The organism is Bacillus sp. 05T31 (assembly GCF_056396725.1).
Window position 1 is genome coordinate 1 of record NZ_JBFTMA010000043.1, and the last position, 14656, is coordinate 14656.

The following is a 14656-nucleotide window of genomic DNA, read 5'->3' on the forward strand; positions in this document are numbered from 1 at the left end:
GAGGAAAATAGAGAGCCTGCTCGTAATGAGTAGACCTTTTTTTATAAAGTTTCTTCATGGGAAATCTTTTATATATTCATTATAGATCATATTCACAATGCCAGTCCTTGATACGTCTGTAAAAACGTATCAAAAAGTGTACTTTTTAATTAAGTAAATGTCCCTTTTTCGGGGAGATGAGCAAAAACACCTAATTTAAAAATTTTTACAACAGAAACAGATAACATGATAAAGTGTTGATTACTGTGCATGTAATTATAATAAAAGAGCCTTCCAAAATGGTGTATTTAATAGTTTAGCTTATACGATTTTAGGAAATTAATAGCATATTATACCACTATTATTTACCTAATTTCCAAGAAATAGAGGTGATTGTAGGTGACTAAACCTTTTGAAAAAAATAGTCGTTATATGGTTGGATTAGACAGTCTAAGGGGCCTAGCTATACTAGGTGTTATTTTGTATCATATTAATTTTAATTGGATGCCTGGAGGATTTTTAGGGGTTACTGTATTTTTTGTACTCTCGGGTTATTTAATTACAGATATTCTAGCGATGGAGTGGAAGAGAAATAAGAGAATTGATTTGAAGAAATTCTGGCTTAGTAGGGCAAGGAGATTGCTTCCAGCAATGTTTGTTATGCTCGTTATAACGTTGGCCTGGATTACAATTTTTCATAGCTCTTTACTTGAGAAAATGYGTGGAGATTCATTAGCGGCGTTATTTTATGTTAGTAACTGGTGGTATATYTATCATAAATTATCGTACTTTGATAATTTTAACCAGCTTTCTCCATTGAATCATTTTTGGTCGTTAGCAGTTGAGGAACAGTTCTATGTTGTCTGGCCGTTTATCATTAGTTTAGGGCTTTACCACATAAAAAAACAATCCCGTATGATTTTATTGATTTGTCTGGGAGCTGTTGCTTCAGCTTTAGCGATGGCAATTTTGTATGAACCTGGAGCTGATCCGAGTAGAATTTATTATGGCACAGATACGAGGGCCTTTTCTTTACTTATTGGAGCGGCACTTGCCTTAATTTGGCCAAGCAATAGGCTTGCAAATAAAATTATTCCAAAGGCGCGTCTCATTCTTGATGTAGTGGGAGGAACTGCTCTTATTATTATTTTGCTTATGTTTTGGAAGACGAATCAATATGAKCCGTTTCTATACAATGGAGGAATGGTTCTCTTATCAATTGCAACAGCATTGTTAGTGGCAAATCTTGCTCATCCAGCGAGCCGTATCGCTCAATTTTTACGATTTAGACCTTTACGTTGGATAGGAATAAGGTCGTATGGCATATATCTTTGGCATTATCCAATTCTTACATTGACGACTCCAAAAGTAAATGCTGGAGATTTTTCACTAATAAGAGCAATTCTTCAATTTATTCTAATTATAATGATTGCGCAAATTTCATGGAAGTATATTGAAAAACCAATCCGACAAGGTGCGCTCCGAAATATTCAGTTTAAGAATTTAAGGCTTCAAAATGGGAAAATCCAGCTCAAGAGACGCCCAAAAATCAAGAAGAATCAAAAGAAGTAAATTCTGTGCAACCTAAAAGTTCTCCCAACGTTACAGCGATAGGCGATTCCGTTATGATTGATATTGCTCCATATTTAAAAAATGCTTTTCCTGATATTAGGATTGATGCACAAATTGGTCGCCAGCTGTCAAAAGCGATTCCTGTAGTTGAACAGTTAAAGAATGAAGGGAATTTAGGAAACTATGTCATTATTGGGTTAGGTACAAATGGAGCCTTTACTACGGAGCAACTTGTATCATTAATAGAATTAATTGGAAATGAACGTAAAATGATATTTATTAATACGAGGGTACCACGTCCGTGGGAATCAATCGTGAATGAGAGATTGAAAGTGACAGCATCTAAATATCCGAATGTAACTCTAGTCGATTGGTATGCAGCAAGTGCTGGAAAGAGAGAYTACTTTGCACCTGATGGTGTGCATTTAACCAAAKTAGGTGCAGAAGCRTACGCAGCACTTGTAGYCAAAGCGGTGAATCAATAATTTGATATGCTTTATAAACTTCTGTTGCAAAGTTAATTGAAATATAAAAGATTTATGGTTGAGGAAGACAAATTTTTTGCAGTCATCAATAATGAGTGGTTTCGATGCCTGTTACTAAACGTGAGTCAAGACGAAGGCTTTGAAATCCTATGGATTAGGAAAAGGGTTCTGGTGCAAAAATAAAAGAGAATAAAGCGCATATACTCCTAACGGAATCGTATCTTATGCTGCAAGTCCAAACAATTGATGRATGAATTCTTTCTGATTTTGGACAGACTGGTCCCSTAAATCAAKCTGTTCTTTTTTAATCATATGCATGGCTTCTACTCCAGAAAGAATGGATGTAGCTGTGKCAAAAKATTTGARCCCTAGCATAGAACGGATTCGYTTCTTKATAAARCGATGATCTTGTTCTACTATRTTATTCAAGTACTTTTGTTGTCTAAGTYGCATACCGTTAGGTATGCTTTTTTCTTTTTTCAACTGTTCAATTGCTATAGGATAAGCTGGATTCTTRTCGACTGTTATAACACGAGGCTTTGAAACATGAAAAGACCGCAAAGCTTTCTTGAAAAAGCGATTTGCAGCCTTCTGATCTCTTGTTTTGCTTAGGCAAAAATCGATTGTGCTTCCTGTCGAATCAACAGCACGATACAGGTACATCCATTGCCCTTTTACTTTGATATATGTTTCATCGACTCTCCAAGAGTCATTTGTTTGTTTGAGGTAACGTCGGATCCGTTCCTCCATCATTTCCACTAAATTACGAAAACTGAGATTGTACCGTAGGTACCATCTTACTGTTAATAAGATAATATCAGGCTGATAGTGCTTCCATTTGAACAAATTTCTCTTTTCCATACTAATCACACACCTTTTTAGAGTAATAGTATCAGTATGTCCAAGGTTTATAGATTTTTTGCACCAGAACCCTTATTATTACGTCAAATGATTACAATATTAGTAGATTTAAAAAACTGATTGGTGAACACAATATTTCCCTCACAAATACTGAATACTCTCTTGAACCTGATATGTTTAACTGGTTATTTTATGTTTATACGGAACGTGATGGAATATTAAACGCCGAAACAAAATTAGAAAATATTAGTGGTTTTGTAGGAAATGTAACTGATGACGCCAATGTTTTTACAGGAGCATCTTACCAGACGACAGAACTAATAGCGACCAAAGCGTTTATAAGTAATGGTGGAGAACTAAAAAAGATAACACTTAGAGTTAGAGACACAGATGTAGATATTACTTGTATGGTTAATGAAAATTCTACTGTTGTAATAAGTTGTAATGCATCATTAAAATTAAGAATAATGGATAGCATGGATGATGCAACTTTTCTGTTATTGTATTTATATGGTTACTTAATCCTTAGGTTAAAACAATTGTATATGAATGAATCGGAGAGCTTTATCAAAGAAAATTGGGATTGATGTAATTAAATCAATTGTTGAAAAAAATAATATTTTATTGAAAGATCTTGAGTCATTTTTGCTAGAAGTCGCATGTGAGCAAGAGCATAGTTGATAATTGTGTTTACTTAATCAAAATGACAGGTTCTATTGCAAATTTTCTTAACAAATACATACTTAGGTTGAGTACAATTAAATCTCATGCAATTGTTAGTAACTTTCGTAATTCATTGTACGTTGAAAAACCACAGTTTGGCCACAAACTGTGGTTTTTTCTTATATATAGCCATGAATGGTTTTGATTCCTTTCAAGGGGTACGGAAACGATTCAAAGTGTGAGGGTCCACTCTGGGGAAATATTTAAATTGATACGATAAGTATAAACAAGAAACCTATCCGCAGATAGGTTTCTATTTTTATTAACAGATGTGCTTTTTATACTTGAAAATTATGTGAATTTATAAAGAGAACAAACAACGATCTTGACTCCATAAAAACTCTAATTATACATTTTGAATAAAACACTTTAAATCAACATACATTTCATAATAAATTAGTTAAAATATATGCATAGGTAAATAGAGAAGAATGGTGCATTCTTATAGAAATACAGATACCTATAATCAATAGTAATTTATATATATAAAATGAAGGTATAGTTATGTTCACTTATAAACTATAAAAACAGACATTTGTGGGGTACCGCCACATCGCTATCAAGCTAAGAAAAGCAAATACCCCAAAACGAAAAAATGGACTAAAATCTCATATACACCTATGGAAAGAACAAATATTCTTTTTGGGGGCGCTTCAAAATGTTAGCTAGATGGGTCTGTTGCGTAACCTCTACTATCAAATTTGCGTACGCTTTATATAACTACCAAAAATCCCTATCGTATATCCTAATAAACCGACAACTAAGATATCTCCACCATTTGTAAAAAAAGAATTGGATAAAAGGATGGATGTTTTTTCATTAACAAATAATTGCTTTATAAATGGTGTGATTGCCAATAGACGTACTAAAGCATAAAAAAGGATAACTTGCCAACTTGTAATGGAAGCATCCTTAAATATTATTTTTTGACGTTCATCGCCCTTTGATAATCCTCCACCTTCCCCTGCTAAGTTGCGTGTAAATAAGCTAAATATTCCGACCGAAATAATTATTAAAATAATTTCCATTCTAATCTTTCCTTTACAAATAAATTTATTGTTTATGCATCCAAATTAAGAATTACGCCTTCCAACAAACATATGGCTAATTTGGTAAACGATAGGATATAAAAAGACTAAAAAGATTAACGGTTTGTTATGCATATGGTTAAAGTTCCATGTTCCTTCTGATATAAATAAAATACCTACAGTTAATACATACATTATAAAACAACAAATTGATAAGCTTTTCTGTCTGATATGTAAAAACATTTCATCGATAAAATGATCATTCTCTTTTTTACCTTTTAAAATTCTCTTCATGAATAATGATTGCAAAATGAGCGTAGCTACAAATAACGTGGTGATAGAGAGCTGTTGCTTCTGATACCACTCAAGCGCAAGTAAACCCATAATCAAAATGTAAAAACTAGTAAATACGATATTAATTCCATTCTTCATTTGTTTTTTCTCCTCATCTAGCTTTTATAAATAAACAATTGATCAACTGTTACACCAAGATTTTTCGCCAAACTAAAAGCAAGTTCCAATGTAGGATCATATTTATTATTTTCTATCGCATTAATCGTTTGTCTTGAAACATGACATAATTTAGCTAAATCATCTTGGGAAAGTTTTTTCTCCTTACGTAAAATCCGAATTACGTTCTCCATTTATATAAACATCACCCCTAATTTTGTCAAAAACTTTTTACATTATTAGTTTACCTACTTAAGTAATAAATGTCAAAAACTTTTTACATTTATAAAATACAAACGATGCTCCTCCTACATTTTAGATAGAAAAAAAAGCCATCCTTTCCTATGATTCTACAGAAAGAATAGCGTATTTTTTCATTTTAGAGGATTTTATTATCTTGATAGTGATAGGTCTGTACTTCTAGTAGAAAAATGCCTTTTTGCTTATAATGGGATATATAACTTAATCAATTAACAAGGAGAATGTAGCATGGGACAAAGTATTAATCACATTTGTTTTTCAGTCTCAAATCTAGAGAAAGCCATTGAGTTTTATCAAAATATACTTCAAGCAAAATTATTAGTAAAAGGTAGAAAGTTAGCTTATTTTGATTTAAATGGTTTATGGATTGCTTTAAATGTTGAAGAAAGTATACCAAGAAATGAAATTCAGCACTCATACACACATATAGCTTTTACTGTAACAGATAATGAATTTAATTCTTTAAAAGAAATATTAATTCAAAATCATGCTAATATCTTACCTGGACGAGAGAGAGATGAACGAGATAAACGGTCTATTTATTTTACAGATCCAGATGGTCACAAGTTTGAGTTTCATACTGGTACTTTACAAGATCGTTTACAATATTATAAAGAAGATAAAAAGCATATGACTTTTTACTGATAAAAAAATCTAGTAAAATACTAGATTTTCGCACTTTTATTTACTGTTTAAACTATGAAGACTTTTTCAGTGACCCCCTAAACAAAATTATCAATTTTCAAAAAGTTATTTATATGAATTCAACTCGTTTTTTTCGTTTTTGGGGTAATATAAAGTTTTAGCTTGATAGCGATGGGGTACCGCCAGCATTTCGGAAAAAAACTACGCTAAGAGTATGCAAAATTTTATAAAGTTTTTCGGCTAATCCAATAACAAACGAGAACCCTAAAATCCACGCCAGGATAGAAATGTATAAAAAGGTGCATAGAATCATAGAAAGAGAACAAGGCGGATTATTTACGAGAGTAGGAATCCGCCTTATATTTACTACCAATAATAGGACGTTACGTTAACCTATCCTGAATATTCTATACAGCCTACTCGTCACTTTCGCTGTGCTGTGTCATAATTAAAATCCTGTAAAGGCAAACTAACCTAAAAAGCCTTTGGAGGAACTTATGAGACAATTTATCGTGACATTAGTAATGTGTATGACCATTGTTGTAAGTCCATATCAAGCACAGGCAAGTGCATCAGCATCCTTACCATGTAGTGTTATACTAAATCCACTCAACAAAGCAGACAAGAATGCCAAAGGGGTTGCTTTGGTCTATAAGGTAAAGTTAACAGCAAGTTTTCCACGAACAAGCATAAGTATTTTGGGTGTACACCTACCTGACCCAAGCACTTTAGGTAATTATGATACATACGAAGGTTTTGCCTTCATTCCAGAAGAAATTAGTTGGCGATTCAAACTGTATCCTTCTGAAGAAGATGATGGTCCTACTTGGTCCGGGAGAATTGATATTATTACAGCAGAAATGAAAGGGGTACAAATTCAAGTACGCCCATCCAATTCCAAGACCGAGAAATTAGGATTACCTGTTTTAACAAACAATATCAAAGCCTGTAAATGAAGGGTAATCCATACAACTTCCAATAACGAAATTTATGTAAATAAGCTAGCATTGGTCTAGCTTTTATTTTTTCTTTATACACGTTTTAGTACTTTTATTTATAGTATTTTGAATGTATACTTTTCTATTAGTTTTTGAGGGGAATGGATAAGATGTGATAAAGTCAATGTTTAAAGGGAAATGAAAGTAAACTTTTGGGTAAAAGTTTACATTGGTTTTTAAAAAACATTTTCAACTAAATTTGTAATAAATTTCTCAATATAGATATACTTGTGAATTATGGTTTTAATATTAAAAATTAACAAAAATTAAAGTATAATAAAAATATGATGGTTATCACTTATGTTTACTCCTTGTGCTGAAGATAAGATCGTATTCTCCGATTTTATCTTTTTTTGTTTGTAGGAGTACCGCCACATCGCTATCAAGCTAAGGTTTTATGCTGCCCCAAAAACAATAATTTTTTAGATTTTTACTCTGGGGATGTCAATTTCACTATTTTTGGAGTATTTATTTTTACTAGCTTGATGGACATGTGGGGCGGTACTCCTTATATACCCTTATGTATTTAAATATATATATTTAATTATATTATTGTCTGATTATTTTTTATTACTTTGAATTTTCGGGAAAAATCCACTGATTAATAATGCCATAATCCACGCCATTATTAGAATAAAATTTATTGTATTGCCAGAATTTAAACTTAAAACCTTCCACAAATAGGAAGCACAAAATATGAGCATAGCGGTAATAATAAGTGAAAATATCCTAACCACTAATCTGATGTAAGGTTTCTTCTCGTGCTTAATAATGAAGGTTCCTCTACCTTTGTACAATCTAATCACAAACAGCAGCAAATATACACCAAGTGTGGCTCCAATAACAATTGATATAATTGAGTTGTTTTTTCTCTGCTCAGCGAGAGAGAAGTAACTTTCAGGTAATTTTCCAGTTTCATATTCAATCCATGCGTGGTAAATATCCTGTCTTAAGTCTATACCATTTTCACTATTCGTAAGGATTACCAATCCATCCTTTGTATTAGGAATCAAACCATAAAAAGAATGCCAACCTCGATTGTCACCGGAATGATAAATTAATTYCCAGTGATTAGATAACTTTTTTTCAAATACACCTAAACCATTCTCCCCTAATACCGGCTTTTGCATTTCCTCGACACGTTCACTTTTGATGACACCATAACCTTTATTTTTATAATTATTCGCATCCATGCTTGCAAGTATCAATGTCATCATATCGGCAACATTTGTCTTGAGACCTGCAGCAGCCTGTTCGGTAAATTGGTAACTAGGGAGTTCCTCTCCAAAATATCCATAGGCTTTCGAAAGATTAGGATTTTCAGGACGTTGTAGGAATGAACTAGATTTCATTCCTAAAGGTTTCATAATTTGTTCCTCCATATAACGATCAAAGGGCATTCCGGTAACCTCTTCGATAACAAGTTGCAAAATTGTATATCCACCACCAGAGTAAAGTGTTTCTGAACCGGGTTTTTTGGTAACCTCCACTGGCTCATTAAACCATCCTTTTCCAGACAAAGACTCCTCGATAGAATCAAGATGTTTCCCGGGTGCAACCCCAAGGTATCCTTTATGTGCAGATAGCCCTGCTGTGTGGCTTAACAATCTTCTTATCGTGATTTCATTATTATTGAACTCTGAATTAGGTAATTTCCATTTGGTTAAAAATTTCCCAACGGGATCATCTAGTGATAAACGACCTTCGTCTGCAAGATGTAGGATTCCCCACGCTGTAAGGCTTTTAGATATGGAACCAGCCTGAAACAAAGTATCATCACTCACCGCTTTTTTTTTCTTTTTATCTACATAACCGTAGTTAAGTGTATGAGCAATACGACCCTCATGTACAATACCTATTGCAACCCCTGGTACATCATAATTTTCCTGCCATTTTGGTACCTGCTCATCCATCTTTTTCTTGAAGTTCTCTATACTCCTATCAGTCAACGCGCCCGATTCTGCCCTCACCACTTTCGTAAACCACGCTTCATTCGTAATTAATATGAAAATGATTAAACATAAAATACTTTTGAAAATTATCGATGCTTTTTGCCTGTTCTTCATTTACTCCACTCCCATTTTTCAGAATATTCTCTCCGTTATTCAGAGTATCTCATTCGAATATCCAGTTCTATCGATTTTTATTACTTAACCTTACAAAATTGTAATAAAAATCAACGAAATTAATTACTCAGGGGGTTTTACTGTCCTTTATCCAAGGGGAATGAATTTAATCCACAAAATAGACATGAGGTTATTTTGTGTTTAAGTTAATGACCCTAAGATACTAGTTTAGTTGACCTGATAGCTATATTTCCATACCCCTAAAAATTTATAATAAAAAAAGACACCCTAAGGTGTCTTCCTGCGACTTGAACCATCTTAATTTTAATAATATGTATTGGACTCCCATYCAAMTATTATATTACCATGTTAAGTAATATTTGGGTACCGCCAGCATTTTGGAAAAAAACCACGCTAAGCAAAAAATAAAATAAGCCATCCATTTGGACAGCTCATTTACATAATTCTCGAAAGCGGAAGTTAAATATTTAACTCAAAGTTTTGAAAGAAAAAACAGCTAAACTAAAAAAAGAATTGGAATACGAAGAATAACATTAAAAAAAACTACGAATAAAAATATTCGAAGGAAGGTAATTACTATTTATTTGTTATTTTTCGTTTACTCTTTGCTTTAAATAATTATATTGTTTGTCATTTGTATCTGCAAAAGCTTCTTCTCTATTAGAAGGAACATCCATATATTTGATAGAACTAGGAAATTGGTTTTCTGTAAAATCATAACGTTTTTCATTGATTTTATTATAAAAATGCCATCCTTCTTCAAGTTCTGTCTTTAATATTTCTCCTCCATACAAATCATTTATCACTAGTGCTGTTACACCACATTGTCCCTTTGCMGGATTGTTTAAAGTCCACTTGGAACTTGAATCTATCGACCAAGATTGAAGTAAAATATTTTTTATGTTTTCCCCTTCGAAAAATAACATTTCCCCATCTCCTATATTAAATATTTATTTATGGAGCTTACTTGTAAATATTCATCACAGAAATAAATACCAATAATGTCGTTTAAAAACTATCTCTCTTTTCAAATAAAAAACTAAATAAATTTATAATAAATAACCGTTGCATCTAATTCACCATTCGGAGAAATTGCATACCCCGGTATTTTGCCGGATTCTTGATATTCTAACGACTTGTACAATCTATTGGAAGGATCTCCTTCTCTAGTATCTAATACTAAAAGAGACCTGCTTTCTTGTTTTGCTCTTTCTTCTGCTTTTTGCATAAGTGAACGTCCAATACCGTTACGTCTAAAGCTTGGATGGGTCATTAACTTGCAAATTTCAGCTCTGTGGATTCCATTCGGCTTTGTAATTAAATGCAATTGAACACTGCCTGCCACTTTATTGTTTATTTTGGCAATAAACAATATCACCTCTGGTGCTAAAACAGTTTGCCAATACTTTGTCGATTCTTCTTGTTCCAGTGGAGGTAAAAAACCTATTGACGCTCCATCATTTACTACGGTTTTCAAAAGTTCAGAAAGCTCTTTAATATCTTTATCAAGTAGCTTAATCTCTTTTATTTCTAGATTTTGCATTACTTCTCCCCCTTTTTCCTAATTGTACCATTCGAAAGAAGTGATATGTTGTGTAATTTTGTTTGTATATCGTATTCATGTAAGGTTAACATAACGTCTCATTATCGATAGCAAAGAAAAAGGCGAATCCCTTACTCTCATAAGGGATTCGCCTTTTTTTCTTTTTATCAATCTATGCAATTTTTAATACATTCCTATCATGGTGTGGGTTTTCGGGTTCTCGTTTGTTACTGGATTAGCCCAAAAACTGTATAAAATCTTGCATGTTCTTCGCCTGTTTTTTTCCGAAATGCTGGCGGTACCCATTAAATAGCAAGTGTAGAGATTGCTTGTTTGTAGATTAGTTGTTGTTTACCATGAACCATCATTAGGACGGTAAATTTATCTGTTGCAAGGATCTGCCCACGTACTGGAACGCCATTCTTTAAAAATACAGTAACTTCCCCTTTTTTTTCTTTCAATTGTTCATACATATCTTCTTGTAAATTAAACATGAAATGCGCCCCCTGGTTTCTTTGTATTTACTTTTCTTCTAATACCTGCTGCTTTTCACTGTTGGATATTTGTGATTCCCATTCACTTTCTATTTTTCTAAACCATTTTCCTATTTTGCTTAGATAATATCTTTTTACTTCACCATTAGGAATCCAAATTTCACGTTCCTGTATTTGATTCATCACTTCATGAAGAATCTCATCATGTTCATACTTYCTAGGTTTTCTATAATGTGTTTTTACAAACTGTGTATATTCTSTACGTAACCAATTAGAAATATGTTGYCTTTGTCTTTGCTTGAGATGTGACCATTTTTTATTTGTTTGAAGGATTTTTCCATTTACTTTTATGTGKTTTTTCATCGACACTCATCCCCTTTTACTAGCAAAACGAATATATMACTATCGTATCAYATTWAAATCGAAATACYGCTCTAGGTACATATTTCGCAAGAAATCTATCCAAAATATACAATACATTCTCCATTTAGYTGATTAAGTCTACAYAAGATTAAATGTAGACTATTATTGTAKTGTTTTAGKTTTTTWAATCATTACGGTACGTGAAATTATTGTGTTAACCATAAAAAAAAGCCCCTTGAAAGGAGCACTTATTTKACAAGGTACTGTTCTATTTCTTTTATTAATAGTTCTGCACCTTCTGGACTTAATGAKATCTTACCCTTTGCTAATGCTATGTTACGATTTGACACTTCTCCTGTTAATGCACAAACATGACCAGGCTGATACTTCTGKAAAAYGATGTCTTCCCCTTCTACAAAAATCTCTAATGGTGATTTTTCTTTAATYCCAAGCGTATTTCTAAGTTCCTTTGGAATTACTATACGCCCTAATTCATCCACTTTTCTAGTTACTCCGGTTGCTTTCATCYAGCATMTTTCCCCATTYCATTATCAATTTGTACCCAAGYTATTCTTKACTATTGTARCAGGCTTTCWCCATACATGAGAAACATAATGAWCCAAAAACWGACSAWCATAAYAAGAAWTTCTTTAAACCYTTGCTGAAAGGAAAYACGMCCTTCTTCCATTCTACAYGCCCCTTTTCTCTACAACTCTTTATATGTTAAAATATAGAGGAAAGAAATCTGCTAATTTCTTTCCTCGACAGTCACTCAGACTTTTGCTCTTTGTTTGCTTTTGCAAATGAAGAGCTTTTATTTTGCATACTTATACTTACTTTCTAACATCGCATAGCGCAATAGCTTTAACTTTGTCTCTTTTTTCAATGCTTTCCACTCAGATACACCAATTTTCATTTTTCATTCCTCCAATAATTAAATTTGTTATTTATATAGCTTATAAGTTCCAGTTGTAAATCTTTCTAATTTGTTTATCGCTAAAYCCTTCATGGACAGCGAAGACTTCTGGAAAATYAGAGATACACAAATCAATAATTGTAKTATCAGTTGTTCTTATATARTAATATTGAACAGCTCCCTCATAATTCGAATATAAATAGTATTTATGAATTTTATAAGTTAATCCATTTTTCTCTAATAGGGGTAGCACGCCATGCCCATCAACCTAATAGAACAGGTTGCCCCCAAAACGATAAAAATGAACTTCGTTGCTATAAAAAACACAAAATTTTCGTTAAAGGGGAACTTCTAAATCTTAACTTGATGGGCTGAACCCCGTATTCCCCCTTTTCAAGGGGGGCAAAAACACCCGTATCAAAAATCTACAAATAAAAAGATAAGATCAACGAACACAATCTTATCTTTAACACAAGGAGAAAAAAGGAAAAATCTGTTTGATTAAAAAAATGTTTTAGAATATTAAAAAATAGTTGTAGACTGAAAATATGTTTTCTGTAGCTGAAGGATAATGGGTTGGACGAGATGACTGGCGGAGTTGGAAGGATAGCAGCGTATAAGAAAACCGCCTGTGAGAGCGGTCAATTTTTTTACGTAGTAATTGAGTTCATGTAGCCATCTAAAAAATGCACCTTAACGAGGAGCATTAAGATATGTCCTTTTCACTTTAATACTTTTATTATGTTATCTACAAATATTTTATCGATTTCATGTCCATGGTTTATTTGTTCTGGGTCCATAAGTAATCCTTTTGATCTTTCTTTGTCAATCCACAAGTGATACGTCTGGGTAGTTCCATTTAAATAATGAACATTGATTTTAAAATTTGGTTCTTTTATGTTAGATGGATTTGTCGGGGTATCAAAGTGAGTGAATTCGATAGCATTCAAGAAGTCTCCAACTTCTAGGTCCTTAACGAATATGTATTTTTTATCACCCTCAACTTCAATAAATTCAAYAGRTTTATYTTTTATGGAGTGTRMTCCYTCACCRTCCTTCGCTGTATWTTGAAGTATAATACCATCTTCTGACTGGGTGCAATCTCTTAGCATATATGCATGACCATGTGTTTCTTGAGGAGTAACGAACTTATTACATATATCCTTTCTATTGTCGTTTTTGTACTTGTGAGTAAAAGTAAATTTCTCATTTTGATAAGTTACAGTGTCTAAACTCGGTACTTTTGCCTCCTCGTCAGTTAAATAATTTTTAATTTGTATCTCGTCATTTTTCTTATCTTTTACATTTTGAGAAAATGTTTCAAATCGTTCTAGATTTCTAGATTTTTCTTTAGGTATGTGTATTACAATCTCATTTTTGCTCGCTTCAGAAGATGCTTCTTCACTACCATTACTACATGCAGTTAAAGAAGCGAGAGATAAGCATAATGCTCCAACAATTAATGTTTTCTTCAAATTGAGTTCCTCCTTTAAATATATTGTAAATTTAATTATAGCAATAATTAACGATTTTCTCCTAAAAGACTTAGCGATTCAAATCGTTTCCGTACCCCATCCCCATCAAGTTAAAGCAAAAATGTATCCATAAAACGGAAAAAACGCTATTCTTTTTGTAGAAATATACAGAAAGGATGGCGTTTTTGGTATGAATTTATCGATTTCTGATGAACTAGAATTGTTTTCTAAAGAGTTGCAACGATATATGTCACCTGATGCTTTGGAGCAATTAGCTAGAAAAATGGGATTTGTTCAACGAAAAAGTAAATATCRWGCACAAGATTTAGTAGCTCTKTGYGTTTRGTTAAGCGAAAAYATAGCWMATACTTCATTGACACAACTATGTAGTCGATTAGAAGCTAACACAGGTATTTCTATGAGTCCAGAAGGACTCAATCAACGCTTTACTTCTCGAGCTGTACAGTTGTTACAACAACTCTTAGCACATTTACTTCACCAAAAATTTTGTTCCTCTAGCAAAATTTTAACTTTATATACAAACTTTTTTCGTCGTATTCGTGTATTGGATTCTACACACTTTCAGGTTCCAAATACATTTGCTTCTACATATCAAGGTTCAGGAGGTAGTGGGCATAGTGCAGGTGTGAAAATTCAGCTTGAGTATGATTTACTTAGTGGTCAGTTTTTACATGTTCATGTAGGATCAGGAAAGCATAATGATAAAACTTATGGTTCTACTTGCCTAACATCTCTTCAACCGCACGATGTATGTA

General features: G+C 32.9%; 16 protein-coding genes and 1 pseudogene. 5 read left to right on the forward strand and 12 right to left on the reverse strand.

Annotation, left to right across the window (positions count from 1 at the left end; all coding sequences use genetic code 11):
• Window positions 1-378: 378 nt before the first annotated feature.
• A pseudogene (locus AC1DJR_RS04810) lies at window positions 379-2036 on the forward strand (acyltransferase family protein).
• Between the two features lie 222 nt (window positions 2037-2258).
• Here the strand turns inward: AC1DJR_RS04810 and AC1DJR_RS04815 are convergent.
• Window positions 2259-2897 (reverse strand): IS6 family transposase, encoded by a 639-nt coding sequence (locus AC1DJR_RS04815; RefSeq protein WP_477002124.1) that lies wholly within the window; start codon window positions 2895-2897, stop codon window positions 2259-2261.
• Window positions 2898-3070: 173 nt separating this feature from the next.
• Between AC1DJR_RS04815 and AC1DJR_RS04820 the strand changes: the two genes are divergently transcribed.
• Complete coding sequence (locus AC1DJR_RS04820; RefSeq protein WP_477002125.1) at window positions 3071-3484, forward strand: hypothetical protein; 414 nt, start codon at window positions 3071-3073, stop codon at window positions 3482-3484.
• Window positions 3485-4315: 831 nt separating this feature from the next.
• On the opposite strand, the gene AC1DJR_RS04825 is transcribed toward AC1DJR_RS04820, so the two are convergent.
• Genes AC1DJR_RS04825 through AC1DJR_RS04835 form a run of 3 tightly spaced genes read right to left on the reverse strand, consistent with a single transcriptional unit; the run spans window position 4316 to window position 5292 of the window.
• Window positions 4316-4648, reverse strand: a complete 333-nt coding sequence (locus tag AC1DJR_RS04825; protein WP_377864981.1) for a hypothetical protein — start codon at window positions 4646-4648, stop codon at window positions 4316-4318.
• 45 nt (window positions 4649-4693) lie between these two features.
• Window positions 4694-5080 carry a hypothetical protein gene (locus AC1DJR_RS04830; protein ID WP_088038524.1) on the reverse strand — a complete coding sequence of 129 codons (387 nt, stop codon included), beginning with the start codon at window positions 5078-5080 and terminating at the stop codon, window positions 4694-4696.
• A gap of 17 nt (window positions 5081-5097) precedes the next feature.
• Entirely contained in the window at window positions 5098-5292 is a 195-nt protein-coding gene (locus tag AC1DJR_RS04835; RefSeq protein WP_033700006.1) for a helix-turn-helix transcriptional regulator, read from the reverse strand.
• 295 nt (window positions 5293-5587) lie between these two features.
• On the opposite strand from AC1DJR_RS04835, the gene fosB reads away from it, so the two are divergent.
• Together fosB and AC1DJR_RS04845 are read left to right on the forward strand one after the other, a co-directional pair.
• Window positions 5588-6004 carry a FosB family fosfomycin resistance bacillithiol transferase gene (fosB, locus tag AC1DJR_RS04840; protein ID WP_477002126.1) on the forward strand — a complete coding sequence of 139 codons (417 nt, stop codon included), beginning with the start codon at window positions 5588-5590 and terminating at the stop codon, window positions 6002-6004.
• A gap of 497 nt (window positions 6005-6501) precedes the next feature.
• Window positions 6502-6960: a YoqH family protein gene (locus AC1DJR_RS04845; RefSeq protein WP_477002127.1), complete on the forward strand. Its 459-nt coding sequence runs from the start codon at window positions 6502-6504 to the stop codon at window positions 6958-6960.
• A 602-nt stretch (window positions 6961-7562) separates the two neighbouring features.
• On the opposite strand, the gene AC1DJR_RS04850 is transcribed toward AC1DJR_RS04845, so the two are convergent.
• The 8 genes from AC1DJR_RS04850 to AC1DJR_RS04885 form a co-directional block, all read right to left on the reverse strand.
• The gene (locus AC1DJR_RS04850; RefSeq protein WP_477002128.1) at window positions 7563-9068 is read right to left on the reverse strand and encodes a serine hydrolase domain-containing protein; all 1506 of its coding nucleotides are present in this window, start codon (window positions 9066-9068) and stop codon (window positions 7563-7565) included.
• 608 nt (window positions 9069-9676) lie between these two features.
• A complete protein-coding gene (locus tag AC1DJR_RS04855; protein ID WP_477002129.1) occupies window positions 9677-10015 on the reverse strand; it encodes a YunG family protein in 339 nt (112 codons plus the stop codon).
• Window positions 10016-10128: 113 nt separating this feature from the next.
• The gene (locus AC1DJR_RS04860) at window positions 10129-10632 is read right to left on the reverse strand and encodes a GNAT family N-acetyltransferase (RefSeq protein WP_477002130.1); all 504 of its coding nucleotides are present in this window, start codon (window positions 10630-10632) and stop codon (window positions 10129-10131) included.
• Between the two features lie 305 nt (window positions 10633-10937).
• Window positions 10938-11126: an RNA chaperone Hfq gene (gene hfq / locus AC1DJR_RS04865; protein WP_016119219.1), complete on the reverse strand. Its 189-nt coding sequence runs from the start codon at window positions 11124-11126 to the stop codon at window positions 10938-10940.
• 27 nt (window positions 11127-11153) lie between these two features.
• Window positions 11154-11489 (reverse strand): transposase, encoded by a 336-nt coding sequence (locus tag AC1DJR_RS04870; RefSeq protein WP_477002131.1) that lies wholly within the window; start codon window positions 11487-11489, stop codon window positions 11154-11156.
• 248 nt (window positions 11490-11737) lie between these two features.
• Window positions 11738-12016: an AbrB/MazE/SpoVT family DNA-binding domain-containing protein gene (locus AC1DJR_RS04875; protein ID WP_477002132.1), complete on the reverse strand. Its 279-nt coding sequence runs from the start codon at window positions 12014-12016 to the stop codon at window positions 11738-11740.
• Window positions 12017-12445: 429 nt separating this feature from the next.
• Window positions 12446-12658, reverse strand: coding sequence for a hypothetical protein (locus AC1DJR_RS04880; RefSeq protein ID WP_477002133.1), 213 nt, complete (start codon window positions 12656-12658; stop codon window positions 12446-12448).
• Window positions 12659-13127: 469 nt separating this feature from the next.
• Complete coding sequence (locus tag AC1DJR_RS04885; protein ID WP_477002134.1) at window positions 13128-13880, reverse strand: DUF4362 domain-containing protein; 753 nt, start codon at window positions 13878-13880, stop codon at window positions 13128-13130.
• Between the two features lie 190 nt (window positions 13881-14070).
• On the opposite strand from AC1DJR_RS04885, the gene AC1DJR_RS04890 reads away from it, so the two are divergent.
• On the forward strand, window positions 14071-14656 hold a 586-nt coding region (locus tag AC1DJR_RS04890; protein ID WP_477002135.1), incomplete at its 3' end, for an IS4 family transposase.

Bases quoted from the DNA above. Each gene is read 5' to 3' on its own strand.
- AC1DJR_RS04830 (WP_088038524.1), bottom strand. From the start codon at position 5,080: ATGAAGAATGGAATTAATATCGTATTTACTAGTTTTTACATTTTGATT.
- AC1DJR_RS04845 (WP_477002127.1), top strand. From the start codon at position 6,502: ATGAGACAATTTATCGTGACATTAGTAATGTGTATGACCATTGTTGTA.
- AC1DJR_RS04860 (WP_477002130.1), bottom strand. From the start codon at position 10,632: ATGCAAAATCTAGAAATAAAAGAGATTAAGCTACTTGATAAAGATATT.
- fosB (WP_477002126.1), top strand. From the start codon at position 5,588: ATGGGACAAAGTATTAATCACATTTGTTTTTCAGTCTCAAATCTAGAG.
- AC1DJR_RS04820 (WP_477002125.1), top strand. From the start codon at position 3,071: ATGTTTAACTGGTTATTTTATGTTTATACGGAACGTGATGGAATATTA.
- AC1DJR_RS04835 (WP_033700006.1), bottom strand. From the start codon at position 5,292: ATGGAGAACGTAATTCGGATTTTACGTAAGGAGAAAAAACTTTCCCAA.
- AC1DJR_RS04825 (WP_377864981.1), bottom strand. From the start codon at position 4,648: ATGGAAATTATTTTAATAATTATTTCGGTCGGAATATTTAGCTTATTT.
- hfq (WP_016119219.1), bottom strand. From the start codon at position 11,126: ATGTTTAATTTACAAGAAGATATGTATGAACAATTGAAAGAAAAAAAA.